The sequence below is a fragment of the Pseudomonas fluvialis genome (assembly GCF_002835605.1).
In the GTDB taxonomy this organism is placed as follows: domain Bacteria; phylum Pseudomonadota; class Gammaproteobacteria; order Pseudomonadales; family Pseudomonadaceae; genus Aquipseudomonas; species Aquipseudomonas fluvialis.
Window position 1 is genome coordinate 81,792 of sequence record NZ_PIYS01000003.1, and the last position, 26,491, is coordinate 108,282.

The window sequence follows — 26,491 nt, forward strand, 5'->3', positions numbered from 1 at the left end:
ATACAATCAGGCGCGCCGCCGGAACAATGGCAGCGGCTGATCAGCCGACGCCTGATAAACCTCGGCAAAGTCGGCGAAGGACTGCAGGGCATCCTGCGGGTCCTTGTCGGCACGCAGGGCGAAGGCATCGAAGCCAACGCGGCGCAGCGCGAACAGCTGGTCACGCAGCACATCGCCAATCGCACGCACTTCGCCACCATAGCCATAGCGCGTACGTAGCAGATAAGCCGTGGAGTAATGGCGGCCATCGGTGAAAGCCGGAAAATTCAGGGCAATCACCTGGAAGTGTTGCAACTGGTCGGCGATTTCCTCGATTTCCTCACCGGCATCCAACCACACACCCAGTCCGCCATCGCGGGCCAGCAGGGCGCGGTCATGTTCCACCCACAGGGCCAGCGGAACGATAATGTCCCCGCTGTTGCGGATGTCATCCAGGCTCGCGTCCTTGGGCAGCAACTGCCAGGTTTCGTCGATGATCTGGCTGTTCTTAATGATTCGCTGCATAGACGCGCTCCTTGAAGGGGTCGATACCGATGCGCTGATAGGTGTCGATGAACAGTTCGTCGGCATGGCGCTGCTCGACATACACGGCGATGATCTTCTCGATCACATCGGCCATATCATCCTGGGCAAAGGACGGGCCGAGGATCTGTGCCAGACGCGCATCACGGCCGGAGTGCCCGCCCAGCGAAACCTGGTAGAACTCCTGACCCTTCTTGTCCACGCCGAGGATGCCAATGTGCCCCACGTGGTGGTGACCGCAGGCATTCATGCAGCCGGAAATGTTCAGATCGATCTCGCCCAGGTCGAACAGGTAGTCGAGGTCATCAAAGCGACGCTGGATGGCTTCGGCGACCGGGATCGACTTGGCATTGGCCAGCGAGCAGAAATCGCCACCCGGGCAGCAAATGATGTCGGTCAACAGTCCCACATTGGGGGTGGCAAAGCCCAGTTCACGCAGTTCACCCCACAGTTCGAACAGGCGACGCTGCTCGACATCGGCGAGGATGATGTTCTGGAAGTGGCTGTTGCGCACTTCGCCGAAGCTGTAGCGGTCAGCCAGGTCGGCAATCGCATCCAGCTGCTTGTCGCTGACATCCCCCGGGGCGGTGCCCGTTGGCTTCAGCGAGAGGGTCACGGCTACATAACCGGCCTTTTTGTGCGGCGTGGTATTGCGGCTACGCCAGCGGGCGAAGCCCGGATGCTCGTTGTCCAGGCGAGACAGCTCATCATCCAGATCGACCAGTGCGAGGTAGGCCGGGTCGACGAAGTGACGGGCCACGCGCTCGACTTCCGCCTCGGTCAGCGTGGTCGGGCCGTCCTTGAGGTGGGCGAACTCGGCGTTGACCTTCTCGGCGAAGGCTTCCGCCCCCAGCGCCTTGACGAGAATCTTGACGCGCGCCTTGAACTTGTTGTCGCGGCGGCCATAGCGGTTGTACACGCGCAGGATGGCATCCAGGTAAGACAGCAGGTGCTGCCACGGCAGGAACTCGTTGATGAAGCTGCCGACCATCGGCGTGCGCCCGAGGCCGCCGCCTACCAGCACGCGGAAGCCCAGCTCGCCGGCGGCATTGTGTACGGCTTCGAGGCCGATATCGTGGACTTCGATGGCCGCACGGTCATTGCCGGCACCATTCACGGCGATCTTGAACTTACGCGGCAGCTGGCAGAATTCCGGATGGAAAGTCGACCATTGGCGAATGATTTCGCACCAGGGGCGCGGATCGATCAGCTCGTCACGGGCGACACCGGCAAACTGGTCGGTGGTGGTATTGCGCACGCAGTTGCCGCTGGTCTGGATCGAGTGCAGTTGCACGCTGGCCAGTTCAGCAAGGATTTCCGGGACATCTTCCAGGTCAGGCCAGTTGAACTGTACGTTCTGCCGGGTACTGATATGCGCATAGCCTTTGTCGTAGTCACGGGCAATTTGCGCCAACTTGCGCACTTGGCGTGAGGCCAACAGCCCATAGGGCACGGCAATCCGCAACATAGGCGCATAACGCTGGATATACAGACCGTTCTGCAGACGCAGCGGGCGGAATTCGTCGCCGGAAAGCTCGCCATTCAGGTAACGGCGGGTCTGGTCGCGGAACTGCTTGACGCGGTCCTCGACGATGCGTTGGTCGTACTCGTCGTATACGTACATGATTTTCCTGTGATCAGGCTGCTGGTCAGGCCATGGATGTTCTGCTGCGCCGCTGTCAGGGCGGCGGGGCGCGTCAGGCGCGACAATCGTGGCAGAGCGGCGCAAGATACCAGCTCACATTTATGCGTAAAAGTGATGTTTGTTCATATGGAAAGAAGTTTAAAGAATAAGTCGACGTTGACCCGGAATTTGCAGTCGGTCATAGCAAAGCGCTATGACTCCCATAGCGGCATTCAATAGGGGCACTGCAGCAAACCCACTATAATCGCTGCCCTTTTACAACTTCGTTGCTCCGATCATGCCGCGCTTTTGCCTGCCGCTGTTGTTGCTCCTGGTCACCTGGATGCCCTGCGGCTGGGCCAGCAGTGTGGTGTTTCTCAATCCCGGACATGCCGACGAGCCCTTTTGGCGTACCTATAGCCAGTTCATGCAGGCCGCAGCCACGGATCTGGGGCTGCAACTGGAAGTTGTTTATGCCGGCCGCAACAAGCAGCGCATGTTGCAGCAGGCCCATGAACTGCGCACCCGGACACCGCAGCCGGACTACCTGTTGTTTACCAACGAGGAATATGTCGGTCCGGAGTTGCTGCGGCTGTTTGCCGATTCGCCAAGCCGGCTGTTTGCCCTGCACAGCACCCTGACTGCCGATCAGCAGGCGCGAACCGGCGCGTCCCGGGAAAAGCATGCCAACTGGATCGGCAGCCTGGTGGTCAATGATCAACAGGCCGGAGCCTTGATGGCCGAGGGGTTGCTGGCACTGCACGCTACGCCGGCGCCTATCGAAATGCTGGCTTTTTCCGGAGCCCGCAATACACCTTCGGCGACCCTGCGCGAAGCAGGCCTGCAAGCGGTTTTGCAGACTCACCCCAAGGTACAGCTGCGCCAACTGGTGTATGGCGAATGGAATCGGCAACGCGCCTATGAACAGGCCCTCAGCCTGCTACAGCGCTACCCGCAGGTGAGCCATGTCTGGTCGGCCAACGACGAGATGGCTTTCGGCGTTCTGCAAGCCGCGCGCGAACTGGGGCGTCAGCCTGGGCGTGACCTGCACCTAACCGGCCTGAACAATTCCACTGCCTTGTTCCAGGCCTACCGGGCCGGCGACATAGAAGTGCTGGTGACGGGACACTTCACGCTCGGCGCCTGGGCGCTGGTCATGCTGCATGACCATGCCAAAGGGCTTGATTTTGCCGACTATGGCGGCAAGGACCAGGTTGCCAAGCTGTTCCGTCAGGTGAGTGCGGCACAAAGCCTGCGCCTGGAGCAGCGGCTGAGCCAGCCGGGGCAGGGTATCGATTTCCGTCGCTACAGCCGGCAAGCCAACCCACGTCTGCGCGCCTACCGTTTCAGCATCGACGCGTTGTTGCGCTAATTACTCGCCCGGCAACAAGCCCGCTTCACTCAATGCCTGCACGCGGACCCGCTCGTGCTCGGCAAAGTGACGACTCAGCAAGGCCTGATACTCGGCCTGGCGATCTTCTTCCGCCAACCCGGCCTGGTCCAACTGCAAGCGTTCCCGAGTGAAGTCGCGCAGGCGGGTTTGCCAGTGCGCACGCTGTGCATCCAATTTGGCCAGCTCATCCGCAGCCTCCGTGCCTAGCGCCTGGGCACGCAACTGGTAAACCTGTTCATCACTCGCACCCTGGCTGCGCAAATCGCTGACCTGGGCATATAGCTCGCCCGGCAGTGTCGCCTGACGGCGGGCTTCACGCAGGTCGTCGGGCAACTGCTCATCCAGCGCCGCCAGCTCAGCCGGGCTGGCGCCAACTGCCTGGGCCTGCAGGTGACGCAGCACATGTTGTTCTTCGGCCTGATCACGAGCAAATAACGCCTGCACCTCGGACTGGCTAAAATAGCGCTCGCGCAGCCCTTGCAAAGCCTCTGCACGCGCCTGCAAGGCAGGCAGATCAGCCGTCTCTGCCAGCGCCGGCAAGGTCTGCAGGGCCAGTCGATAATCGATGTAGCGCTGCAACAGTTCACGCGCCTGGTTCAAGGCTGGCTGTTGCAACTGGCTGGTCAGTTCATGGTGGATACGTGCCAGGACCTGAGCGACCGACTCGTCCTGCAGGGCCAGCAAATAGAACTCGAACAGCCGCAGCAAGCCTTCGTCGACGTGTAAGTGCCCTTGAGCATCAGTGACCAGTTGTACGCCATGACTGGCACCCGCCAGGCCGGCGGGCAGGGCAGGCGGCACACTTTGCTGCAGACGGGCGTCTGCCTGGATACGCTGGTTGATCTGACGCAGTTCGGTAGCGGGCATCTCTGTCGCGCGGTGCTCGATCATGCGGTGCTGCGGCGCCGGTAAAACGGCCCAGAGCAGGGCAAAGCCGCTGCAGGCAGCCAGCGGCAGAAGCAGGTAATAGTAGGGTTGACGCATGGAGGCAGGCCTCGTGCGACGCTGACCGCGGGCCAGCGTCGCAGACAGTTACAGACCGAGGTTCTTCAGCCGGTTGGCATGGTTGAGCATCAACGTCTTGGGGTTGCTCTCGAACAGCGAGACCAGGCCCAGTACATGATTGTTCACATCCAGGTGATTCATCCGGTAGTTGTCCTTGAGAACCTTGCCGAAATGGCTGGAGCAGCGCCCAGTCACACCATCGTTGGGCTCACTGATAGCCAGCGAGGTGATGGCAAACAAAGGGTCGGAAATGTCCAGCACATGGGTCAGCGGCGAGGTTCCGCTCCAGGAGAACAGATGGACATCATGCCCATTGACGCGCACCTTGGCCGGCCCCTCGCCACAGGCGGTACTGGGCACACCCAGTGGATAGCGCTGGTTATTGGCGGCCGCTCCCTGGCGATTGAACTCGGCAAGCATCGCTCGCACATCCGCCTGGCTTCTGCGGTTGTTCGACATCAGGTTGACCAGGTTACCCACGGTATTGGCAAACACCTCGAAGGTAACCCCCTGCAGCGTGCCCGCCGGGGCGATGCCGGTGGCCACGTCGGCCAGCGGCGAGCCCTTGTGCGGGGTATTCAGGGTGGTTACCGAGGCCACCAGATCGGGACGGGTATTGAGCACATAGCGCGCCGTGACGCCGCCCTGGCTGTGCCCGACAAGGTTGAACTTTTGCACCTTGCCTGCTGAAGCGGCGCGGATTTCCTCGAGCTGGGCAATCAACGCTTCGCCACGTTTTACCGAGCTATCGAAAGCGTTGATGCGCGGCACATAGACCTTGCCACCCTGTTGGCTGAGTGTGCTGGGAATCTTGTACCAGTAGTCGATGCCGGCAATCGTATCGAAGGCAAAGATGCCCGGCACCAGCACCATCGGATGACGTGTGGCGGCGCTGTTGGCCTGCACGGTGAGAGAACAACCCAGGGCTGCGGCAGCCAGGGTGACAGCGAGTTTTTTCGACATGGTGATGTCCTGTGTGACGTTTTTGTTGTTATTGCTCCGCACACAGCCAGCGGAGTGGACGCTATCTGAACAGCAGGCCGGGGCAGGCCACTTGTAAGAACTGCCGATTTCACCCATACGGGTGAAATCGTGCAAAACGCCAACCAGACAACGCCAGGGTGCCGGCCCATGGGCTATATCGGCTGGATCGCGGAGACCGATCATGCCTGCCAACACCCTCCTTTACCTCTGGCCACAGCGCACCTTCTACCTCGGCGAACTGGATGGCGCCGTGCACTTGCAGCTGGCCGCCAGTGTTTTGCTGTTTGCCCTTGATGCGCCCTTGTTGGCACGCTGCGGCAGCCATAGCCTGCGAGCCAGCAGCCTGTTGCTGCCAGTGGGTGAAAAAGTGGTGATAGAAGGTGGCGGGCGCATCGCGCTCTGCTATCTGGATGTGTTTGGCCATGACCTGCAGCACCTGTCACCCCGCCTGCAATGGCAGCGCGGCCCTGTGCGAGGTGCACTGGCTGAGCAGGATGCCGCTCTGGCCTGGCTGCATGAGCAAAGCCAGGCCGCATCGCCTGTCACGCTGGATGAGCTGGCTGCCTGGCTGGAGCAGCTGATCAACCCGCAGCAACAATCGGCAACCGTGCGCGGCGATCCGCGCATAGCGCGGGTAGTCGAGCTGATACAGGAGGATGTGGCCTGTAACCGGCAGATCGCCGAACTGGCCGCGGCGGTTGGGCTGAACGTGTCACGCCTCACTCAGTTGTTTCGTCAGCAGGTGGGTATTCCCGTTCGTCGTTACCGGCAATGGCATCGCCTGTTCGTCACCAGTTGCCTGGTGGCAGGTGGAGCCAGCCTGACCGATGCCGCGTTGCAGGCAGGTTTCAGTGACTCGGCGCACTTCTGCCACACCTTTCGTAGCCTTGCCGGAATGAACCCATCGCAAATTCTGTTGCGTCCTGGCCGACTGTTTCTACAGGCGGATCTGCGTCCACTGGCGGCGCTGCCAGATCAGGGCAAAGAGTGTCGATGACAGCCCACGCTGGATGATTTGCAGGCTCCAGATGGCTAGCAGTCCATAGCCCAGTACCGGGCCCAGCAGATAGGCCAGGGGCAGGAAGAACAACCACTGATTGCCCAGGCTGACCAGCATCACCGTGCGACTGGCGCCGGCACCCAGCAGCGCCTGGGTCAGCACCAGGGCCACGGCGTCCAGCGCCATGCCCAGGCCGGTCAGGCGCAGCGGCCAGGCGCCCAGCTCGATCAGTTGCGGGTCGCTGACGAACAGTCCGAGGATCGGCTCAGCCAGCAGCCAGAACGGCGCCCCCAGCAGTGCCAGGCACAACGCGGTGACCCGCGCCACATCCCAGCCCCAGCGATAGGCGGCCTCGGGGTTTTGCTGGCCGAGGCTCTGGCTGACCAGGGTGGTGGCCGCCATGCCCAGGCCGATACCCGGCAGGATGAGAAACAGCGCCAGGTTGATCAGCACATGGGCAATCGCCAGTTCCGCCGTGCCCACCTGGCCGATGATCCAGAACAGTGCGGTGATGCCGGCGGCGAAGAACAGTTGCTGCAGTGAGTTGGGCAGGGCCAGGCGCAACATGGCCTGCACTTCAATAAGCGCTGGAGGTTTACGGAGAAAACCCTGGCTGCGCCCGGCCTGCCAGGTCTGCCAGCCATACAGCAGCGCGCCCAGGTACAAGGCAATGCTGGTACCCAGACCGGCACCGGGTGCGCCCATGACTGGTAGGCCGAACAGTCCGTGAATCAGGCTGTAGCTGATCACCACGTTGGCCAGGTGCATGATCACCAGGGTGCGCATGTACACCCCGGAACGGTGGCTGCCGTTCCAATAGCCACGGAACGCGAAGTTCAGACCGACCGCCAGCACCGCCAGGACGCGCCACTCGAAGTACTCGACTGCCACGGCCAGCACAGCGCTGTCGTTGTTCAGCAGGGCAATGATGCGCGGCGCCTGCAATACGCCGAACAGGGTAATCGGCAGGGCCAGCAACAGGGCGATCAGCAGGCCGGCATTCAAGGGCACCGCCAGCTCCGCCTGCAGTCCCTGGCCACGGCGCCGCGCCACCATCGCCTGTACCGAGGCACCCAGGCCCATCACCAGGGCCACGGCGATAAAGTTGGCGTAGCTGCCGATGCCCACCCCAGCCAGCGCGGTTTGCCCGAGATGGCCGACCATGGCCGCATCGATCAGGTTGAGCAGGCTCTGGCTGAGCATGCCGCCCATGATCGGCAGGCCCAGTCGGAAGATCTGCCGGAGACGTTCACGCTCGATCATGGCTGCTCACCCGGCTCGCATTGGCACAAGGCGTGGCGAGCTGCAAAAGCGCGCATGGTAACGGCTGTGCAGGCTTCGCGCAGCCCGGATTTATTCGAAGCTGGGCAGTTGTGGCGCAACCAACGGCTTGCCAGCGGCCTGCCAGGCATCGAAGCCACCGGCCAGCGACTGTACCTGCAGATAGCCCATCTCCTGCAGACTGCGTGCGGCAAGCGCCGCGCGGCCACTGGTCTTGCAATAGATCAGCAGCGGCAGATCGCGGGCCTCAAGCTCCGGCATCGCACTCAGGCGAAACTCCAGTACGCCACGCGGGATATTCATCGCCCCGGGCAAGTGCCCGGCCTGGAATTCCTCGGGCTCGCGCACGTCGATCAATGCTGCGGCATCACGAATGGCGGCATCAGCCTGTTCCAGGCTCACCTCGCGAATCAGCGCTTTGGCTTCGGCAACCAGATCATGGGCGTTCTTCATGCTGTGCTCCAGGCAGTTAGATACTCAGGGGAGTACATGCTGGGCGTCAGGCAGCAAGCCGTCAAGCCCGCTGCGGCAGGCGGTCGCGGGGTATCAGTCAAGCTGCCGGGTCTTGATGCGTCGCTCGGCGCGGGCACGCAACTGGCCGCAGCCGCCGTCGATATCCTGGCCGGCGGAATTGCGCACCTTGGTAAGCACGCCGCGGCTGTGCAGGTAACGCACCATCTCGATGATGCGCTCCCCGGAGGGGCGCTGGTAACTGTCGCCTTCCAGACTGTTGTAGGGGATCAGGTTAAGCACGGCAAATTTGCCCTTGAGTAGACGCAGCAGCCCATCCAGCTCATCCTGGCCATCATTGACTCCAGCGAGCAGGGTCCACTGGTATTGGATCGGGTAGTCCACCCGGCGAGCATAGGCCTCGCCCAGCTCGACCAGTTCTTGCGGGCTGAGAGGTGCGGCATTGGGCAGCAGTTCGCGGCGCTTGACCGGACAGGTGCTGTGCAGCGACAGGGCCAGCGCCGGCTTTACCTCGCGCTGGCCGAGGCGTTCGAAGACCCGTGGATCGCCCACCGTGGAGAACACCAGGTTCTTGTGGCCGATGCCACCATCACCGGCCATCAAGTCGATGGCCTGTAGTACGTTATCCAGGTTGTGCGCCGGCTCGCCCATGCCCATGAACACCACTTTCTTGACCGCGCGCAGACGCCGCGCCTGGGCCAGCTGGGCGAGCAGTTCCAGGCTCGACAACTGACGCAGCAGGCCACTCTTGCCGGTCATGCAGAAACGGCACCCTACCGCACAGCCTATCTGCGTCGACACACACAGGCCGCCACGCGGCAGCAACACGCTCTCGACCAGCTGGCCGTCGGCCAGGGCCAACAGCAGGCGCTCGGAGCCATCGGCAGCAGGATGCCTGCTGTGCAGGCGCAGCAGGCCATCGAGCTGTTCCGACAGGGCTGGCAAACCCTGGCGCACGGCGAGGGGCAGGAAGTTCTCGGCCTTTTGCAGGCGCGTACCACTGTCCAGGGGCAGGCCTTTGAGCCAGGCCCGCTGGATACGTCCGATATGGCATGGCTTGGCGCCGAGGCTGGCCAGCTGTGCTTGGAAATGACTGATCTGCATGGGCGCGCATGCTACCACCAGCGCCCGGCATACGCAGTGCTTTGCCTTTGCCAACAAGCGCTTAGCCAAGGTAAATGACGGGTAAAGAGACTAGGCGCGACACGCGAGAGTGCTTATCGTTTGGCCTCGTTTATTTATCACTGGTCGATCATGCCTGCTTCCTCTGCATTCCCGCTGTCCATCGTGCGTCGTTACTGGCCCTGGCTGGTTCTGCTGATCTTGCTCGGCGGGGCCTTTTTCTGGTGGCAGGGCAAGGGCAGTGGTGCACCGGCTGGCGGTCCCGGAATGGGTCCGGGCATGGGCAGAGGAGCCTGGGGCGGGGTCACTCCGGTACGTGTCGCCACGGTCAGCCAGGGCGACTTTGCCGTCTACCTCAAGGCGCTGGGTACGGTCAGCGCGCTGAATACGGTGAGCGTTCGCAGCCGGGTGGCCGGCGAACTGGTGGAACTCGGCTTCAGCGAAGGTCAAACGGTGCAGCAGGGCCAGCTCTTGGCGCGGATCGATCCACGCCCCTATGCAGTGGCGGTGCAGCAGGCTGAGGGCGCCCTGGCTCAAACCCAGGCGCAACTGCGCAATGCCGAACAGGAGCTGCGCCGTTATCAGCAACTGGCCGAGGATGACAGCATTGCCCGGCAGACCCTGGACAGCCAACGCGCGCTGGTCGAGCAATACCGTGGTCAGCTCAAGAGCAGCCAGGCCAGCCTGGCCGAAGCCCGCCTGAACCTGCAATTTACCCGCATCAGCGCGCCGCTGAGTGGCCGGGCCGGGTTGCGTCAGGTGGATGTCGGCAATCTGGTTGGTGCCAATGACAGCACGCCGTTGCTGACCATCACCCAGACCCAGCCGATCGCCGTGCAGTTCACCCTGGCCGAAAGCCTCTTGCCGCAACTGATCGAGGCCGTACGTGCCGGCCAGCGCCTGCCGGTGGAAGCCTGGGACCGCAGCGAGCAACAGCGTCTGGCCAGCGGTGAGCTGCTGAGCATGGACAACCAGATCGATGCCACGACCGGCACCCTGCGTTTCAAGGCACAGTTCGCCAATCAGGATGAGCACCTGCTGCCCAACCAGTTCGTCAATGTGCGGGTACTCGCGCGCACCCTCAAGGACAGCCTGCTGCTGCCGGTCGCCGCCGTGCAGTTCGGCAACCAGGGCAACTTCGTCTTCGTGGTCAAGGACCAGCAGGTCAGCCTGCGCGCAGTCGAGGTCGGCCCCAGTGACGAACGGCACAGCGTGATTCTGTCCGGGCTCAGTGTCGGTGAGCAGGTGGTGCTGGAAGGCACCGATCGCCTCAAGGACGGCGCCAGGGTAGAGGTGGTCGAGGGCCTGTCCAAGCCGGCCAGTGAAGCCGCACCTGGCCCGCGGCCAGGGCAGGGCGAGGGCGCGGGGCGGGGGCCGCGCGGGTGAACATTTCCCGTCCGTTCATCCTCCGTCCGGTCGCCACCACCCTGTGCATGCTGGCCCTGCTGCTGGCTGGGCTGCTCGCCTATCGGCTGCTCCCCGTTTCAGCACTGCCGCAGGTGGACTATCCGACCATTCGCGTGATGACCCTGTATCCCGGAGCCAGTCCGCAGGTCATGGGCAGTGCGGTCACCGTGCCGCTGGAGCGTCAGTTCGGCCAGATGCCCGGCCTCGCGCAGATGTCCTCGAGCAGCTCCGGCGGTGCCTCGGTGATCACCTTGCGCTTTGCTCTGGAGTTGTCCATGGACGTGGCCGAGCAACAGGTGCAGGCGGCGATCAATGCGGCCAGCAACCTGCTGCCCAACGACCTGCCGACCCCGCCGCTGTACAACAAGGTCAACCCGGCCGACACCCCGGTACTGACCCTGGCCATCACCTCGGAGCATGTGCCGCTGCCACGCGTACATGACCTGGTGGATACGCGCATGGCGCAGAAACTCGCCCAGGTCAGCGGGGTAGGTCTGGTCAGCCTGGCCGGCGGGCAGCGTCCGGCGCTGCGCATTCGCGTCAACCCGCAGGCCCTGGCCAGCTACGGCATGACCCTCAGCGACGTGCGGCAACTGGTCAACGCGGCCAACGTCAACCAGCCCAAGGGCAACTTCGACGGGCCGACCAAGGTGTCCATGCTGGATGCCAATGACCAGCTGAAAAGCCCACAGGACTACGCGGAGCTGATCCTCGGCTACCAGGACGGTGCCACCCTGCGCCTGCGCGATGTTGCGCAGATCATCGATGGGGCGGAAAACCAGCGGCTGGCCGCCTGGGCCAACGAGAACCGTGCCGTGCTGCTGAATATCCAGCGTCAGCCGGGAGCCAATGTCATCGAGGTGGTCGAGCGCGTGCAGGCGCTGTTGCCGCAACTACAGGCCAGCCTGCCGGGCGGCCTGCAGGTGACGGTGCTCACGGATCGCACGCAGACCATCCGCGCCGCGGTGCGCGATGTGCAGCACGAGCTGTTGCTGGCCATCGCCCTGGTGGTGATGGTGACCTTCGTGTTCCTGCGCCGACTGTCTGCCACGCTGATTCCCTCCATCGTGGTGCCGCTGTCGCTGGTGGCCACCTTCGCGGTGATGCACCTGGCCGGATTTTCCCTGAACAACCTGACCCTCATGGCGCTGACCATTGCCACTGGTTTCGTGGTCGACGACGCCATCGTCATGCTGGAGAACATCACCCGCTACCTGGAGCAGGGCGAAACACCATTGAATGCCGCGCTCAAGGGCGCCCGGCAGATCGGTTTCACGCTGATTTCGCTGACCTTCTCGCTGATTGCCGTACTCATTCCGCTGCTGTTCATGCAGGACGTGGTGGGCCGGTTGTTCCGCGAATTCGCCATTACCCTGGCCGTGGCCATCCTGATTTCCCTGCTGGTCTCGCTCAGCCTTACCCCGATGATGTGCGCGCGCCTGCTCAAGACCGGCCGGCAGCATGCCGACGCGGAGGATGACTGGCTGAGCCGCCTGATCGCCGGCTATGCCCGTGGCCTGCAGTGGGTACTGGGCCACCAGCGGCTGACCCTGGCCACGGCGCTGGCCACCCTGGGGCTCACCGTGCTGCTCTACCTGGCGCTGCCCAAGGGCTTTTTCCCGGTGCAGGACACCGGCCTGCTGCAGGGTATTTCCGAAGCGCCGCAGTCGATTTCCTTCCAGGCCATGAGCGAACGCCAGCAGCGCCTCAGCGAGGTCATCCTCGCCGACCCGGCAGTGGCCAGCCTGAGTGCCTATATCGGTGTGGATGGCGACAACAGCACGCTCAACAGCGGACGTCTGCTGATCAATCTGAAGCCGCACGGCGAGCGCGAAGTCAGCGCACAGCAGGTCATCGAGCGACTGCGTCCGGCATTGGCCGGCGTGCCGGGCATCGAGCTGTTTCTGCAGCCGGTGCAGGACCTGTCCATCGAGGACAAGGTCAGCCGAACCCAGTACCAGTTCAGCCTGGAATCGCCGGACAGCACGCTGCTGCACGAGTGGGCACCGCGCCTGCTGGCCGCCTTGCAGGCCCAGCCGGCCCTGCGTGACGTCAGCAACGACCAGCAGGAACAGGGCCTGCAGGTCTACGTGGAAATCGACCGGGATGCCGCCGCACGGCTGGGCGTGAGCGTCAGCAGCATTACCGATGCGCTCTACGATGCCTTCGGCCAGCGGCAGATCTCCACGGTGTTCACCCAGAGCAGCCAGTACCGCGTGGTGCTGGAAAGTGCCGAGGCCAGCCAGGCCGGCCCGCAGGCGCTAGAACAGTTGCATGTCGCCGGCAGCGGCGGGGTGCCTGTGCCGCTGGCCAGCCTGGCGCGTTTCGAACAGCGCCCGGCAGCCCTGGTGATCAACCACATCGGCCAGTTCCCGGCGGTTTCCTTCTCCTTCAACCTGGCGCCAGGTCTGGCTCTCAGCGATGCCTTGCAGGCGCTCGAGGAGGCCCGCCAGGCCAGCGGCCTGCCGGAAGGCGTGGAAGTCCGCCTGCAGGGGGCCGCACAGGCCTTCCAGGCCTCGCTGTCGAGCACCCTGTGGCTGATCCTCGCCGCGGTGCTGACCATGTACATCGTGCTCGGCGTGCTCTACGAGAGCTATATCCACCCGATCACCATTCTCTCCACCTTGCCCTCGGCGGCCGTTGGCGCCTTGCTGGCCTTGCTGCTGGATGGCAGCGAACTGGGGCTGATCGCCATCATCGGCATCATCCTGCTGATCGGCATCGTCAAGAAGAACGCCATCATGATGATCGACTTCGCCCTGGAGGCGCAGCGCGAGCAGGGCATGAGCGCCGAGCAGGCCATTTACCAGGCGGCGCTGCTGCGTTTCCGGCCGATCCTGATGACCACCCTGGCCGCGCTGTTCGGTGCCGTGCCGCTGATGCTGGCCTCCGGCTCCGGGGCCGAGCTGCGCCAGCCGCTGGGCCTGGTGATGGTCGGCGGGCTGATCGCCAGCCAGTTGCTGACCCTGTTCACCACGCCGGTCATCTACCTGTTCTTCGACCGCCTCAGCCAGCGCTTGCGTGGCCAGGCCGTCGCGCCGGCTGGCCAGTGAGGCATCGCCCGCGATGAATCTGTCCGCGCCCTTTATCCAGCGTCCGGTGGCGACGCTGCTGCTCAGCCTGGCCTTGCTGCTGGTCGGCGCGCTGAGCTACCGCCTGCTGCCGGTGGCACCGCTGCCGGACATGGACTTCCCGACCATCACCGTGCAGGCCAGCCTGCCCGGTGCCAGCCCGGAGGTGATGGCCACCACCGTGGCCGCACCACTGGAACGCGCGCTGGGCAGCATCGCCGGGGTCAGTTCGATGAACAGCCGCAGCGGCCAGGGCAGCACGCGGATCATCCTGCAGTTCGAGCTGGGCCGCGATATCAACGCCGCCGCCCGTGAAGTGCAGGGCGCCATCAATGCCGCGCAGAAGCTTCTGCCCAGTGGCATGCGCAGCCCGCCCAGCTATCGCAAGATCAACCCTTCGCAGGCGCCGATCATGGTGATTGCGCTGACCTCGCCACAGTTGAGCAAGAGCCAGCTCTACGACCTGGCCGACAGCCTGCTCGGCCAGCGCCTGGCGCAGGTACAGGGCGTCGGCGAGGTGCAGATCGGCGGCAGTTCGCTGCCGGCAGTGCGCGTGCAGTTGCAACCGCAGCAACTGGAACACTACGGCCTGGCGCTGGACGAAGTGCGGGCCGCCATCGCCAGCGCCAACCTGCGCCGGCCCAAGGGGCAGGTGGAGGATGCCCAGCGCCACTGGCAGGTGCAGGCCAACGAACAGTTGAGCCACGCCGCGCAATACCGCGATCTGGTGATCCGCCAGCGCGATGGCGCCATCCTGCGCCTGGCCGATGTGGCTCAAGTCGAAGACAGCGTGGAGAACCGCTACAACAGTGGTTTCTTCAATGATCAGGAAGCCGTGCTGCTGGTGATCAACCGCCAGGCCGGGGCCAACATCATCCAGACCATCGACGACATCAAGGCGCAGTTGCCGCTGTTGCGGGCGGTCTTGCCGAGCAGTGTCGAACTGGACGTCGCCATGGACCGTTCGCCGGTGATCCGCGCCACCCTGGCCGAGGCTGAACGTACCCTGCTGATCGCCGTGGGCCTGGTCATCCTGCTGGTCTGGCTGTTTCTCGGCCGCGCGCGCCGGGCACTAATTCCCGCGCTGGCCGTGCCGGTTTCCCTGGTCGGCACCTTTGCGGTGATGTATCTGGCCGGCTTTTCCCTGAACAACCTGACGCTGATGGCGCTGATCATCGCCGCCGGGCTGGTGGTGGACGACGCCATCGTGGTGCTGGAAAACATCGCCCGGCATATCGACCAGGGCATGCCGCCTTTGCAGGCTGCGCTGCAAGGCACCCGCGAGGTTGGTTTCACCCTGCTGGCGATGAACCTGTCGCTGGTGGTGATCTTCGTCGCCATCCTGTTCATGGGCGGACTGGCCAGCCAGCTGTTCCACGAGTTCTCCATCACCCTGGCCGTGGCCATCCTGATTTCCCTGCTGGTATCGCTGACCCTGACCCCAATGCTCTGCGCCCGCTGGCTGAAGGCCGAGCCGGCGGAGCAGGGCAGTGGCCTCGTCGCATTCAGCCAGCGCGCCAACCAGAGGCTACTGGCCGGCTACCAGCGTGGCCTGGACTGGGCTCTTGCGCGCCCGGCGCTGATGCTGGCCAGCCTGTTACTGGCCATCGGCCTGAGCGTGGCGCTGTACATCCAGGTACCCAAGACCTTGCTGCCGATGCAGGACACCGGCCAGCTGGCCGGCTTCATTCGCGGCGACGACGGGCTGTCGTTCCAGGTCATGCAGCCGAAGATGGAAATCTTCCGCCGCGCCGTGCTGGAAGATCCCGCGGTGCACAGCGTCGCCGGCTTCATCGGCGGCGACGGGGCCAGCAACAACGCCTTCATGATCGTGCGGCTCAAGCCGATGGCCGAGCGTGACTCGGCGGAGCAGGTGGTGGCCCGGCTGCGCCGCAATCTGCCGCTGGTACCGGGCGGGCGGCTGATGCTGATGCCCGATCAGGACCTGATGTTCTTCGGTGGCCGCCAGGGCAGCAGCTCGCAATACGAGTACAAGCTGCTGTCCAGCGACTTGCAGCTGTTGCGCCAGTGGCGGCGCAGTGTGGCCGAGGCGTTGCGCAGCCTGCCGGAACTCACCGCCATCGACGCCAATGACGGCAGCGGCGCGGAGCAGGTGCGCCTGGTCATCGACCGGGTGGCGGCACGCCGCCTCGGCCTGCAGATGGACGAAGTCAGCGCCTTGCTCAACAACGCCTTCAGCCAGCGGCAAGTTTCCACCATCTATGCCAGCCTCAACCAGTACAAGGTGGTGCTCGAGGTCGACCCGCGTTACGCGCAGTCACCGCAGGTACTCAAGCAGATCCACCTGATCGCCAGCGATGGCCGGCGTGTGCCGCTAGCGACGTTTTCCCGCTTCGAGCGCAGCCTGGCCGACGACCGGGTCACCCATGACGGCCAGTTTGCCGTGGAAAACATCAACTTCGACCTGGCCGAAGGCGTGAGCCTCGACCAGGCGGTACGCGCCATCGACCGGGCCATGGCGGCCATCGGCCTGCCTGGGGAAATCCAGGGCAGCCTGGGCGGCAGCGGCCAGCAATTCCAGCAGGCCCAGCAAAGCCAGCCACTGATGCTGCTGGGCGCCTTGCTGCTGGTCTACCTGCTGCTGGGCATCCTCTATGAAAGCTACCTGCACCCGCTGACCATTCTCTCCACCTTGCCCTCGGCCGGCCTGGGTGCCTTGCTGGCCATCGAGCTGAGTGGCGGGCAGTTCAGCCTGATCTCGCTGCTCGGTTTGTTCCTGCTGATCGGCATCGTCATGAAAAACGCCATCCTGATGATCGACCTGGCCCTGCAACTGGAGCGCGAACAGGGCCTCGACCCGCTGCAGGCCATCCGCCAGAGCTGCCTGTTGCGCCTGCGGCCGATTCTGATGACCACCCTGGCCGCGGTGCTGGGTGCCGTGCCGCTGCTGGTCGGCGGCATGGAAGGCGCGGAAATGCGCCAGCCGCTAGGCCTGGCGGTGATTGGCGGGCTGCTGCTCAGCCAGTTGTTGACCCTGTTCACCACTCCGGTGGTCTATCTCAGCCTGGAGCGCCTGCGCTTGCGCTTGCGCGGCCGCTCCCTGTCTCGCCTGGAACGTCTGTCATGAATGCATTGCCGCCCCTGTTTCTGTTGTCCAGCCTGCTGCTGGCCGGCTGTACCATCGGCCCTGACTACCAGCGTCCGGCCACGCCGCAAGCCACGCACTACCAGGCCATGCCCGGCTGGAAAGCCGCCACGCCAGCCGATATATCTGGCGCAGGGCGCTGGTGGCAGGGTTATGCCGACGCCGAACTGGACCGCCTGCTCACTCAGCTCGAAACTGACAACCTGCGTCTGGCCAGTGCCGAAGCACAATACCGCCAGGCGCGAGCCCTGGCCGGTGGCGCGCGGGCTGGCTTGTTCCCCAGCCTGGATCTGGGCGCCGGCATGCAACGCAGCGGACAGGGGCAGGGCAGTGCGGCGCAGCACAGCAAAAGCTACGACGCCAACCTAGCGATGAGCTGGGAAGTCGATCTGTGGGGCAAGGTGCGCCGCGAACTGCAAGCCGCCGACAGCAGCGCCCAGGCCAGCGCGGCAGAACTGGCCGCCTTGCGCCTGAGTCTGCAAAGTGAACTGGCGCAGAATTATCTGCAACTGCGCAGCCAACTGCGCCAGCGCGATCTGCTCGAAGAGACGGCCAAGGCTTACCAGCGGGCCTTGCAGATGAGCGAAAGCCGCTACCAGGCAGGACTGGTCAGTCGCGCGGATGTCAGCCAGGCCATCACCCAGCTGCGCAACACCCAGGCGCAGGCCGTAGAGCTGGATGGGCAAATCGCCCAATTGCGCCACGCCATCGCCGTTTTGCTGGGCCAGACACCCGGCCAGCTGCAACTCAGCGGGCGCCGTGAACTGCCCAGCCTGCCGGCCTTGCGTGCCGAGCTGCCTTCGGCCTTACTGGAACGCCGCCCCGATGTGGCAGCCGCGGAGCGCCGGGTGATGGCCGCCAACGCGCAAATCGGTGTGGCCGAAGCGGCGTATTTCCCGGATTTTCGCCTCAGTGCCAGTGCCGGCTATCGCAGCAGCCAGCTGGGCGACTGGATCAGTGCACCCAATCGGGCCTGGTCACTCGGCCCGCAGCTGGCGCTCAACCTGTTCGACGGCGGCTTGTTGCGTTCACGCGTCGAACAGGCGCGTGCGCAGTACGAACAGACCGTGGCGGATTACCGGCAACAGGTCTTGCAGGCGATTGCCGAGGTCGAAGACCAGTTGGTGCTACAGGACGCCTTGCAGCGTGAAATCCAGCTACGTCAACAAGCCCTGGACGCCGCCCGCGATGCCTTGCGCCTGGCAGAGAACCAGTACAGCGCCGGCACCGTCGACTACCTGAACGTAATCAGCGCGCAAAACACCGCACTGCAAACCGAGCGCACGCTGATCGGCTTGCAAGGCAGTTTGTTGATCAGCAGCGTAAAACTCACCGTGGCCTTGGGCGGCGATTGGTCGAACACGCCGGATGATGCACGCTAGGTGTTCGTTGACAGCCTGGCATAGTGGAATAGATGCCGCAGAATCGCGGCATTGACCTTCCTGCTGATGCGTTATGTAATTTCGCATAATGTGCATTATGTTAAATAGGTATTATTGAACGCCCCGGACTGTCTGTCATGCCAATGCTTCCTCAGCAAGACGCAACGACAATAAGCACTCGCCCTGTTTCTGCAGGCTGTCTATGATCGTCGCCCTATCATCCGCCCGGAGCGCTGTGTGTGACATCCGTGTCGGCCTATCTGGGCCTGTTCTTCAGTGCGCTGCTCGCCGCCACGCTGTTTCCCGCGCAATCGGAGGCCGTATTGCTGGCGTTGCTGCACGCCGGACAGCAAGCACCCTGGCTGCTTTGGCTGGTTGCCACGTTGGGTAACGTGTTGGGTTCGCTGGTCAACTGGGGGCTGGGCCTGTTGCTGCTGCAACCACGCGTCAACCAGGCCTGGTGGCAACCCAGCGAGCAGCGCCTGCAACAGGCCCAGGCCTGGTACCGCCGCTATGGACGCTGGAGCCTGTTGCTCAGCTGGATGCCGGTGCTGGGCGATCCGCTGACCCTGGTTGCCGGGCTGCTGCGCGAGCGACTCGTGGTGTTCCTGCTGCTGGTCAGCCTGGCCAAGGGCGCGCGCTATCTGCTGCTGATCGCCCTGGCACAGGCCTGGCTGGACTAGCCAGACTTACTGCAGGGCTGCCAATGCCGCGGCATAGTCCGGCTCATTGGCAATCTCGCTGACCAGCTCGGCGTGCAGCACGCGGTTGTTTTCGTCCAGCACCACCACCGCACGGGCAGCCAGACCGGCCAGTGGGCCGCTGGCCAGGGCCACGCCATAATCCGTGAGGAAGGCTGCACCACGCAGGGTTGACAGGTTGACTACCTTATCCAGCCCCTCGGCGGCGCAAAAGCGCTTCTGGGCGAACGGCAGATCGGCAGAAATGCACAGCACCACGGTATTGGCCAGGCTGGCGGCCTGGGCGTTGAAGGTCCGCACGGAGGTTGCACAGGTCGGCGTATCCACGCTGGGGAAGATATTCAGGACCTTGCGCTGGCCGGCAAAGTCCTGCAAGCCGACATCCGTCAGGTCGCCGTTGACCAGACGGAAATCCTTGGCGGTCTCGCCTACTTGGGGAAACTGGCCGAGGACGGCAAACGGGGTGCCTTTGAGGGTAACCTGGGACATGGAAATCTCCTTGTGCGCTGGTAGGAATTGAGTGCTCAGTGAAGCACAGCCCAGCGATACCGACCAGCCTTGCCGGCATTGATCCAGCACAAGACAGTCCGCTCGGTGCAGCTTATGCTAGCCGGCAGCTTCCCCACCCTGCGGAGTCATCATGCTCAAGTACGCCCTGCCCCTGCTCTCCCTGCTGGCCCTGCCCCTCGCGCAGGCACACGACTATCAGTTGGCCGACCTGCACATCGATCATCCCTGGTCACGCGCCATGCCGCCGAATGCTCCGGCGGGCGCCGCTTACTTCCTGGTGGAAAACCGGGGCAACAGCGCGGATCGTCTGGTGGCCGTCAGCACACCGCGCGCCGGCAAGAGCGAACTGCACAACCATGTGCATGAAAACGGCCTGATGAAGATGGTGCATGTGCCCGCCGTGGACGTGGCACCCGGCGCGCAGGTGGAGTTCTCGCCGGGCGGCTACCACGTGATGCTTTTCCAGCTCAACCAACCGCTGCGGGCCGGCGACCGCTTCCCGCTGACCCTGCAGTTCGAGAAAGCTGGCAGCATCGAGGTGGAAGTTCAGGTGCAGGAAGGTAGCAGCGCCGCGCACCACTGAGCGTTCGCTTGCTCAGAGGTAGCGACTGATTTCCAGCAGATTGCCGTCAGGGTCGCGGAGGTACAGCGACTCGATAGGCCCCAGGGCGCCGGTACGCAATACCGGCCCCTGCTCTACCGGCACCTGCAGAGCCGCCAGGTGTTCTTGCAACGTGGCCAGCGACCAGTCGGTGATCAAACACAGATCGGCCGAGCCCACCTGAACAGCAGCAGCCTTGGGCTCGAACTCATGTCCGTGCAGATGCAGGTTGATCTTCTGCTGGCCAAAGCACAACGCATGGCGTCCCTCGCCAAATAGCTCATGACGCATGCCCAATACCTCTTGGTAGAAAGCCAGGCTACGCGACAGGTCGCTGACGGTGAGTACCAGATGGTCAAGACGCAGCAGCATGCTCAATCCCGGTCGAGCAGATGGAAACGCGGCAGCGCCAGGCCCCAGCGCAGCGCCGCTACACGGGTCAGCAGCACCACCAGCATGGCGATGCCGGTATCCAGCCAGTGCGGCGTGCCCAGATCACGCAACACGATGAAGGTCAGCGAGCCGGCAATGCAGGCCGTGGCATAGATTTCCTTCTTGAAGATCAGCGGAATCTCGTTGCAGATCACGTCGCGCATCACCCCGCCCGCCACGCCGGTCATCACCCCCATGATCACCGCGGTGCTGTTCGGCACCTGATTCTGCAGGGCCACTTCCGTGCCGATCACCGTGAATACCGCCAGTCCGAAGGCGTCGGCAAGCAGCAGACCGCTCTCATGGATGGGCCGGGTCAGACGCACCCAGAGCACCGTACCCACTGCCGACAGCGACGCCACCAGGATATACAGGTCGTTGCGAATCCAGCTGACCGGGTGATTGTCGAGGATCAGGTCGCGCAGCGTACCGCCGCCCAGCGCGGTGATGATGGCAATGACCAGCACGCCAAACAGATCCATGGACTTGCGCCCGGCCATCAGTGCGCCGGTAATGGCGAATACCGCCACGCCAAACAGGTCGGACAGGTAGAAAAGTTGTTCGATACTCATGCCAGGCAGGCCTTACAACGGGGTGCGCATGGTAACAAACTCCTCGGCGGCCGTCGGGTGGATGCCGATGGTTTCATCGAACACCTGCTTGGTTGCCCCGGCCTTGAGCGCCACGGCGATCCCCTGCAGCATCTCCCCCGCCTCGGCGCCAACCATATGGCAGCCCAGCACGCGGTCAGTCTCGGCATCCACCACCAGCTTCATCAGCGTGCGCTCCTGGCAATCGCTGAGGCTCAGTTTCATGGCGCGAAAGCGACTTTCGAAGACTTTTACCGAATAGCCGGCGGCACGTGCCTGTTCTTCACTGAGACCTACCGTGCCGATGTTCGGCAGACTGAATACTGCGGTGGGGATCAATTGGTAATCCACCGGACGATAGCTCTGCGCCTGGAACAGACGGCGTGCCACTGCCATGCCTTCGGCCAATGCCACGGGCGTAAGCTGGACACGACCGATCACGTCGCCAATCGCCAGGATCGACGGGGTACTGGTTTCGTAGCGGTCATTGACCTGGATGAAGCCCCGCTCATCCAGCGCCACGTCCACCTGCTCCAACCCCAGGTTGTCGAGCATCGGGCGCCGCCCGGTGGCGTAGAAGATGCAGTCGGCGCTGACTTGTCGGCCATCGGCCAGGCAGGCCAGCAGCGAGCCGTCGGCCTGCCGTTCGATGCGCTGGATATCGCTGTTGAATTGCAGGTCGATGCCCTTGCGGCTCAGCTCATCCCGCAGGTGCAGGCGTACCGCCTGATCGAAGCCGCGCAGGAACAGATCACCGCGATACAGCAGGCTGGTCTGGCTGCCCAGGCCATGGAAAATCGAGGCGAACTCCACAGCGATATAGCCGCCGCCGACTACCAGCACGCGGCGTGGCTGCTCCGAAAGATGGAACACCTGGTTGGAGTCGGTGGCATGTTCGATACCCGGGATGTCCGGGCGCTGCGGCCAGCCGCCCACGGCAATCAGGATGTGCTCGGCGCTGTAGCGTATGCCGGCCACGTCGACATGGTGGGCATCGACCAGCCGTGCGTGCCCTTCGAGCAACTGCACGCCACTGTTCACCAGCAGGTTGCGGTAGATACCATTGAGACGCTGGATTTCACGATCCTTGTTGCCGACCAGCGTCGCCCAGTCGAAACGCGCCTGCTCGACCTGCCAGCCGAAACTCGCCGCCAGGCCGAGGTCTTCGTGCAGGTGCGCGCTGTACACCATGAGCTTTTTCGGCACACAGCCAACATTGACACAGGTGCCGCCCAGGTAGCGGCTTTCGGCTACCGCCACGCGCGCGCCAAAACCGGCAGCAAAGCGCGCTGCGCGCACGCCGCCGGAACCGGCACCGATGACAAACAGGTCGAAATCAAAGGCCATGGCAATTCACTCCCAAACGCTATTGGCATACGGCCGGGAGCATACCTGTTCCTGACCGGCGGCGCAGGTCTGCACGGCCGGCATGATCGGCATCAATTGCCGTGCTCAGCGCACACCCGTACACTGCGCGCCCTTTTCCTGCCATTTGGGCGAATATCCATGCTGTTTACCCTGCGTATGTCGATGATGGGCATACACTTTCTGATCGCCGGCACGCTCGGCCTGATTCTCGGCCTGTGCCGTCCGTTCAACCCGGACAACAGCCGCCTGTGCGCGCGCCTGTATTCCTGGCCAGCCTTGCGCCTGCTGAATATCAAGGTGGATACCGCCACCGAAGGACTGCGCGATCATCAGCGCTCCTGTGTGATCGTCGCTAACCATCAGTCCAACTACGACCTCTACGTGCTGGGCAAGGTGGTCCCGAAACGCACCGTGAGCATCGGCAAGAAAAGCCTCAAGTGGGTGCCTTTTTTCGGCCAGCTCTACTGGCTGGCCGGCAACGTGCTGATCGATCGCGGCAACGCGCGCCAGGCCAAGCAGGCCATGCTCACCACCACCGAAACACTGCAACATCAGGACACCTCGATCTGGGTGTTCTGCGAAGGCACGCGCAATCTCGGCAAGGGCCTGTTGCCCTTCAAGAAGGGTGCCTTCCAGATGGCCATCGCCGCCGGGGTGCCGATCATTCCGGTGTGTGTCAGTACCTATGCCGGCAAACTCAGCCTCAACCGCTGGCTGGGCGGGCGCATTCGTATTGAATCCTTGCCTGCCATTCCCACTAGCGGGCTGAGCATGGACGACCTGCCGGCATTGATCGAACGTTGCCGTGAGCAGATGCAGGCCTGCATCGCCCGCCTGGATAACCAGTTGCAGTTGGCCAAGGGCTGAATAAACAACGGGCGCCGCAAGGGCGCCCGACGTTCACCTCAGGCGCTACGCCGCGCGTTGGCGACGAAACGCATCATCCACTCACCTACCGTCTTGCCGTGATGCTCACGCTCGAGGCTTTCCCGGGCACGCTTGTACACAGGTTCGGCGAACTGCTGCTGGCGCACCTCCATCAGCGCGCGGGAATAGTCGGCGACGAACTCCGGGTGGCCCTGGAAACACAGCACCTGGTCACCAATCCGGTAGGCGGCGTTGGCACAAAAGTCGCTGCTGGCCAGGCGCGTGGCCTGCGGCGGCAATTCGGTCACCTGGTCCTGGTGACTGATCAGCAGGTGTAGTTCCGGAAGGGCCGGCTGCATCCACTCGGCTTGCTCATGCAGCTGATAGACATGGTTACCCAGCCCCCAGCCCTGACTGGCCCGCTCAGCCTTGCCCCCCAGGAGCAGGGCCAGCAACTGATGGCCGAAGCAGATGCCAAGCAGTTTGTCGCCGGCCGCGTAGCGCTTGAGCAGATAGTCCTTGAGCACCTGAATCCACGGATCGCTGCCGAAAGAATCGGCCTTGCTGCCGGTAACCAGATAGGCGTCATAGTGCTGCTGCTCGTCGGGATAATGCCCGGCGACCACATTGAAAATCTCGAAGCGGGCCGGAATCGGCTGATGGGCAAACAGCTGCTCGAACATGCAGCCATAGCCTCGGTATTGCTCGACGAACTCCGGTCGCAGGTCGTCGGTTTCCAGAATACAGATACGCAGGGGATGGGCGCGCTCGGTCATGGCGGGTATTGCTTGAACCTCTTGGGCAGGTGGGTCAGGGAACCAGCAGGCGCTGGTTGGACTTGGCGCAATGCGCCTGGGTGCCGGCCGGCAAACGCAGGCTGGCCAATTGCGTGGTACAGCGCGCCATATTGGCGGTTTTCTCCACGCGCAGGCGCTGTTCGCCGTCGACAAGGAATAAATAGGTATGGTCGTAGCGATCACGGTCATGCCAGGCCTCGAAGGCCTGCTCGCTGAGCACGCAGCGGTAGCTGATCTGCACTGTGTAGCCTTTGGCCTTATGCCGCTGGAACACATGGTGATATCGGCCCCAGTCCTTGTCACGCAGGCTCTGCAGGCGCACGGACTCACAGTCCTCCAGGCGCGTGATGTCTGCTTCGTGGAGCAGCACGCTTTGCCCGAAGGTGGTTCCGCCCAACTCCACGTTGGCCAGCAGGTAGACCCGCGATTCACCGGCCATGCACAGCGGAGCCAGCAGCAAGCCAAGCCAAGCAAAACGCCTCATGGTCCACTCCTTCCCCGTCGAAAACGCAGAGCCTAAACAAGGCTGACAGGCTTGACCATCCTGGCTTCAACAAAAAGCGCAGCATCCCGCACGGATGCTTGTCAGGGCGCCGCAGGTTGACGTTAACGTCAATTACGCTTACGTTAACGTCAACCCATGCAATGAATGCTTATATGTCGAAAATCTACTACAGCATCTCCGACCTGGCCCGTGAGTTGGATATCACCACGCGGGCCATTCGTTTCTATGAAGAGCAAGGCATGCTCGCTCCGGAGCGACGCGGCCAGGAACGTATCTACTCAGCCAAGGACCGCGTGGCACTTAAGCTCATTCTGCGTGGCAAACGCATCGGCTTTTCCCTGGCCGAATGCAAGGAACTGATCGAGCTGTACGACCCGGCCGGCGGCAACCGCAAGCAGCTGGATACGTTCATGGAGAAGATCGCCGAGCGGCGCGCCCAGCTGCAACAGCAACTACTGGACATCCAGCAGATGCAACTGGAACTCGACACGGCCGAGGAGCGCTGCCTTGCCGCGTTAGAACAAACTCAAGCCTGACAAGCACTTATCTACCAAAGCTAACAAATACAATGAAAGGTGGAACCATGCGCTATCCAACCCTCAACTTCGCTCTCGGCGAGACCATCGACATGCTGCGCGACTCGGTTTACCAGTTCGCCCAGGCCGAGCTGGCCCCACGTGCGGCGCAGATCGACCGCGACAACGAGTTCCCCATGGACATGTGGCGCAAGTTCGGCGACATGGGCCTGCTCGGCATGACCGTGGAAGAGGAATACGGTGGCAGCAACATGGGCTATCTGGCACATGTGATCGCCATGGAGGAGATCAGCCGCGCCTCGGCCTCGGTCGGCCTGTCCTACGGCGCCCACTCCAACCTGTGCGTCAACCAGATCCGCAAGAACGGCAGCGAGGCGCAGAAGCAGAAATACCTGCCCAAGCTGTGCTCCGGCGAACACATCGGCGCGCTGGCCATGAGCGAGCCGAATGCCGGCTCCGACGTGGTGTCGATGAAGCTGCGCGCCGAGAAGCGCGGCGACCGTTACGTGCTCAACGGCAACAAGATGTGGATCACCAACGGCCCCGACGCCCACACCTATGTGATCTACGCCAAGACCGACAGCAATGCCGGTTCCAAGGGCATCACTGCCTTCATCGTCGAGCGCGACTTCAAGGGCTTCTCCCGTCACCAGAAGCTCGACAAGCTGGGCATGCGCGGCTCCAACACCTGCGAGCTGGTGTTCGAGGACTGCGAAGTGCCGGAGGAGAACATCCTCGGCGCCGAGGGTGCCGGCGTGCGCGTGCTGATGAGCGGTCTGGACTACGAGCGCACCGTGCTCTCCGGCGGCCCCACCGGGATTATGAGCGCCTGCATGGACGTGGTGCTGCCCTACGTGCATGAACGCCAGCAGTTCAAGCAGTCGATCGGCGAGTTCCAGCTGGTGCAAGGCAAGCTGGCCGACATGTACGCCGGCATGAACGCCTCCAAGTCCTATCTGTACAACGTGGCCAAGGCCTGCGACCGCGGCGAGGAATCGCGCAAGGACGCCGCCGCGGTGATCCTCTACACCGCAGAAATGGCCACCAAGATGGCCCTCGACACCATCCAGCTGCTGGGCGGTAACGGCTACACCAACGAATACCCGGCCGGCCGCCTGCTGCGTGACGCCAAGCTCTACGAGATCGGTGCCGGCACCAGCGAGATCCGCCGCATGCTGATCGGCCGCGAGCTGTTCAACGAGACCAAATAAAGCCG

24 protein-coding genes are annotated in these 26,491 nt (G+C 63.3%); 11 read left to right on the plus strand and 13 right to left on the minus strand.

Translation table 11 applies throughout. From position 1 onward, the window contains the following. Positions 1 to 6 precede the first annotated feature (6 nt). Positions 7 to 504 carry a DUF934 domain-containing protein gene (locus tag CW360_RS02155; RefSeq protein ID WP_101192585.1) on the minus strand — a complete coding sequence of 166 codons (498 nt, stop codon included), beginning with the start codon at positions 502 to 504 and terminating at the stop codon, positions 7 to 9. After that, the gene (locus CW360_RS02160; protein ID WP_101192586.1) at positions 488 to 2,146 is read right to left on the minus strand and encodes a nitrite/sulfite reductase; all 1,659 of its coding nucleotides are present in this window, start codon (positions 2,144 to 2,146) and stop codon (positions 488 to 490) included. The genes CW360_RS02155 and CW360_RS02160 overlap by 17 nt, the downstream gene beginning before the upstream one ends. A 298-nt stretch (positions 2,147 to 2,444) precedes the next feature. On the opposite strand from CW360_RS02160, the gene CW360_RS02165 reads away from it, so the two are divergent. Next, a complete protein-coding gene (locus tag CW360_RS02165) occupies positions 2,445 to 3,518 on the plus strand; it encodes an ABC transporter substrate-binding protein (protein WP_245874649.1) in 1,074 nt (357 codons plus the stop codon). On the opposite strand, the gene CW360_RS02170 is transcribed toward CW360_RS02165, so the two are convergent. Continuing rightward, positions 3,519 to 4,523, minus strand: coding sequence for a lipase secretion chaperone (locus tag CW360_RS02170; protein ID WP_093986853.1), 1,005 nt, complete (start codon positions 4,521 to 4,523; stop codon positions 3,519 to 3,521). Positions 4,524 to 4,571: 48 nt separating this feature from the next. Then, positions 4,572 to 5,507, minus strand: coding sequence for a lipase family alpha/beta hydrolase (locus CW360_RS02175; RefSeq protein ID WP_093986936.1), 936 nt, complete (start codon positions 5,505 to 5,507; stop codon positions 4,572 to 4,574). 202 nt (positions 5,508 to 5,709) lie between these two features. On the opposite strand from CW360_RS02175, the gene CW360_RS02180 reads away from it, so the two are divergent. Continuing rightward, positions 5,710 to 6,525 (plus strand): helix-turn-helix transcriptional regulator, encoded by an 816-nt coding sequence (locus CW360_RS02180; RefSeq protein ID WP_101192587.1) that lies wholly within the window; start codon positions 5,710 to 5,712, stop codon positions 6,523 to 6,525. Here CW360_RS02180 and CW360_RS02185 read toward each other — a convergent pair. The 3 genes from CW360_RS02185 to CW360_RS02195 all read right to left on the minus strand — a co-directional run bounded on the left by CW360_RS02185 (position 6,466) and on the right by CW360_RS02195 (position 9,384). Then, positions 6,466 to 7,791: an MATE family efflux transporter gene (locus tag CW360_RS02185; RefSeq protein WP_101192588.1), complete on the minus strand. Its 1,326-nt coding sequence runs from the start codon at positions 7,789 to 7,791 to the stop codon at positions 6,466 to 6,468. The two genes, CW360_RS02180 and CW360_RS02185, sit on opposite strands and share 60 nt — an antisense overlap. Positions 7,792 to 7,881: 90 nt before the next feature. After that, positions 7,882 to 8,262 (minus strand): rhodanese-like domain-containing protein, encoded by a 381-nt coding sequence (locus CW360_RS02190; protein ID WP_093986850.1) that lies wholly within the window; start codon positions 8,260 to 8,262, stop codon positions 7,882 to 7,884. A 93-nt stretch (positions 8,263 to 8,355) separates the two neighbouring features. Then, on the minus strand, positions 8,356 to 9,384 hold the full coding sequence (locus tag CW360_RS02195) for an RNA methyltransferase (RefSeq protein WP_093986849.1): 1,029 nt from the start codon (positions 9,382 to 9,384) through the stop codon (positions 8,356 to 8,358). A 150-nt stretch (positions 9,385 to 9,534) separates the two neighbouring features. On the opposite strand from CW360_RS02195, the gene CW360_RS02200 reads away from it, so the two are divergent. The 5 genes from CW360_RS02200 to CW360_RS02220 all read left to right on the plus strand — a co-directional run bounded on the left by CW360_RS02200 (position 9,535) and on the right by CW360_RS02220 (position 19,051). Then, on the plus strand, positions 9,535 to 10,788 hold the full coding sequence (locus CW360_RS02200) for an MdtA/MuxA family multidrug efflux RND transporter periplasmic adaptor subunit (protein WP_101192783.1): 1,254 nt from the start codon (positions 9,535 to 9,537) through the stop codon (positions 10,786 to 10,788). Beyond that, complete coding sequence (locus tag CW360_RS02205) at positions 10,785 to 13,862, plus strand: MdtB/MuxB family multidrug efflux RND transporter permease subunit (RefSeq protein WP_101192589.1); 3,078 nt, start codon at positions 10,785 to 10,787, stop codon at positions 13,860 to 13,862. Before CW360_RS02200 ends, CW360_RS02205 begins: the two co-directional genes overlap by 4 nt. 13 nt (positions 13,863 to 13,875) lie before the next feature. Further along, complete coding sequence (locus CW360_RS02210) at positions 13,876 to 16,968, plus strand: efflux RND transporter permease subunit (RefSeq protein WP_101192590.1); 3,093 nt, start codon at positions 13,876 to 13,878, stop codon at positions 16,966 to 16,968. Then, positions 16,965 to 18,368, plus strand: a complete 1,404-nt coding sequence (locus CW360_RS02215) for an efflux transporter outer membrane subunit (RefSeq protein WP_101192591.1) — start codon at positions 16,965 to 16,967, stop codon at positions 18,366 to 18,368. Before CW360_RS02210 ends, CW360_RS02215 begins: the two co-directional genes overlap by 4 nt. 239 nt (positions 18,369 to 18,607) lie before the next feature. After that, positions 18,608 to 19,051: a YqaA family protein gene (locus tag CW360_RS02220; protein WP_101192592.1), complete on the plus strand. Its 444-nt coding sequence runs from the start codon at positions 18,608 to 18,610 to the stop codon at positions 19,049 to 19,051. Between the two features lie 6 nt (positions 19,052 to 19,057). Here the strand turns inward: CW360_RS02220 and tpx are convergent, their stop codons facing one another. Continuing rightward, a complete protein-coding gene (tpx, locus tag CW360_RS02225) occupies positions 19,058 to 19,558 on the minus strand; it encodes a thiol peroxidase (protein ID WP_093986845.1) in 501 nt (166 codons plus the stop codon). Positions 19,559 to 19,709: 151 nt separating this feature from the next. Between tpx and CW360_RS02230 the strand changes: the two genes are divergently transcribed. Then, complete coding sequence (locus CW360_RS02230; protein ID WP_101192593.1) at positions 19,710 to 20,162, plus strand: copper chaperone PCu(A)C; 453 nt, start codon at positions 19,710 to 19,712, stop codon at positions 20,160 to 20,162. Positions 20,163 to 20,174: 12 nt separating this feature from the next. On the opposite strand, the gene CW360_RS02235 is transcribed toward CW360_RS02230, so the two are convergent. The 3 genes from CW360_RS02235 to gorA are packed head-to-tail and all read right to left on the minus strand — an operon-like array spanning position 20,175 to position 22,549. Further along, complete coding sequence (locus tag CW360_RS02235) at positions 20,175 to 20,552, minus strand: VOC family protein (RefSeq protein ID WP_093986843.1); 378 nt, start codon at positions 20,550 to 20,552, stop codon at positions 20,175 to 20,177. Between the two features lie 2 nt (positions 20,553 to 20,554). Beyond that, positions 20,555 to 21,178: a trimeric intracellular cation channel family protein gene (locus CW360_RS02240; RefSeq protein WP_101192784.1), complete on the minus strand. Its 624-nt coding sequence runs from the start codon at positions 21,176 to 21,178 to the stop codon at positions 20,555 to 20,557. A gap of 18 nt (positions 21,179 to 21,196) precedes the next feature. Then, entirely contained in the window at positions 21,197 to 22,549 is a 1,353-nt protein-coding gene (gorA, locus tag CW360_RS02245) for a glutathione-disulfide reductase (protein ID WP_101192594.1), read from the minus strand. 159 nt (positions 22,550 to 22,708) lie between these two features. On the opposite strand from gorA, the gene CW360_RS02250 reads away from it, so the two are divergent. Next, the gene (locus CW360_RS02250) at positions 22,709 to 23,437 is read left to right on the plus strand and encodes a 1-acylglycerol-3-phosphate O-acyltransferase (protein WP_101192595.1); all 729 of its coding nucleotides are present in this window, start codon (positions 22,709 to 22,711) and stop codon (positions 23,435 to 23,437) included. A 38-nt stretch (positions 23,438 to 23,475) separates the two neighbouring features. On the opposite strand, the gene CW360_RS02255 is transcribed toward CW360_RS02250, so the two are convergent. Both CW360_RS02255 and CW360_RS02260 read right to left on the minus strand, forming a co-directional pair. Beyond that, entirely contained in the window at positions 23,476 to 24,213 is a 738-nt protein-coding gene (locus tag CW360_RS02255) for an amidotransferase (protein WP_101192596.1), read from the minus strand. A gap of 34 nt (positions 24,214 to 24,247) precedes the next feature. Next, the gene (locus CW360_RS02260) at positions 24,248 to 24,718 is read right to left on the minus strand and encodes a hypothetical protein (protein ID WP_101192597.1); all 471 of its coding nucleotides are present in this window, start codon (positions 24,716 to 24,718) and stop codon (positions 24,248 to 24,250) included. Positions 24,719 to 24,891: 173 nt separating this feature from the next. Between CW360_RS02260 and CW360_RS02265 the strand changes: the two genes are divergently transcribed. Both CW360_RS02265 and CW360_RS02270 read left to right on the plus strand, forming a co-directional pair. Beyond that, positions 24,892 to 25,275, plus strand: a complete 384-nt coding sequence (locus tag CW360_RS02265; RefSeq protein ID WP_101192598.1) for a MerR family transcriptional regulator — start codon at positions 24,892 to 24,894, stop codon at positions 25,273 to 25,275. Between the two features lie 47 nt (positions 25,276 to 25,322). Next, positions 25,323 to 26,486: an isovaleryl-CoA dehydrogenase gene (locus tag CW360_RS02270; RefSeq protein ID WP_101192599.1), complete on the plus strand. Its 1,164-nt coding sequence runs from the start codon at positions 25,323 to 25,325 to the stop codon at positions 26,484 to 26,486. Positions 26,487 to 26,491: the final 5 nt, after the last annotated feature.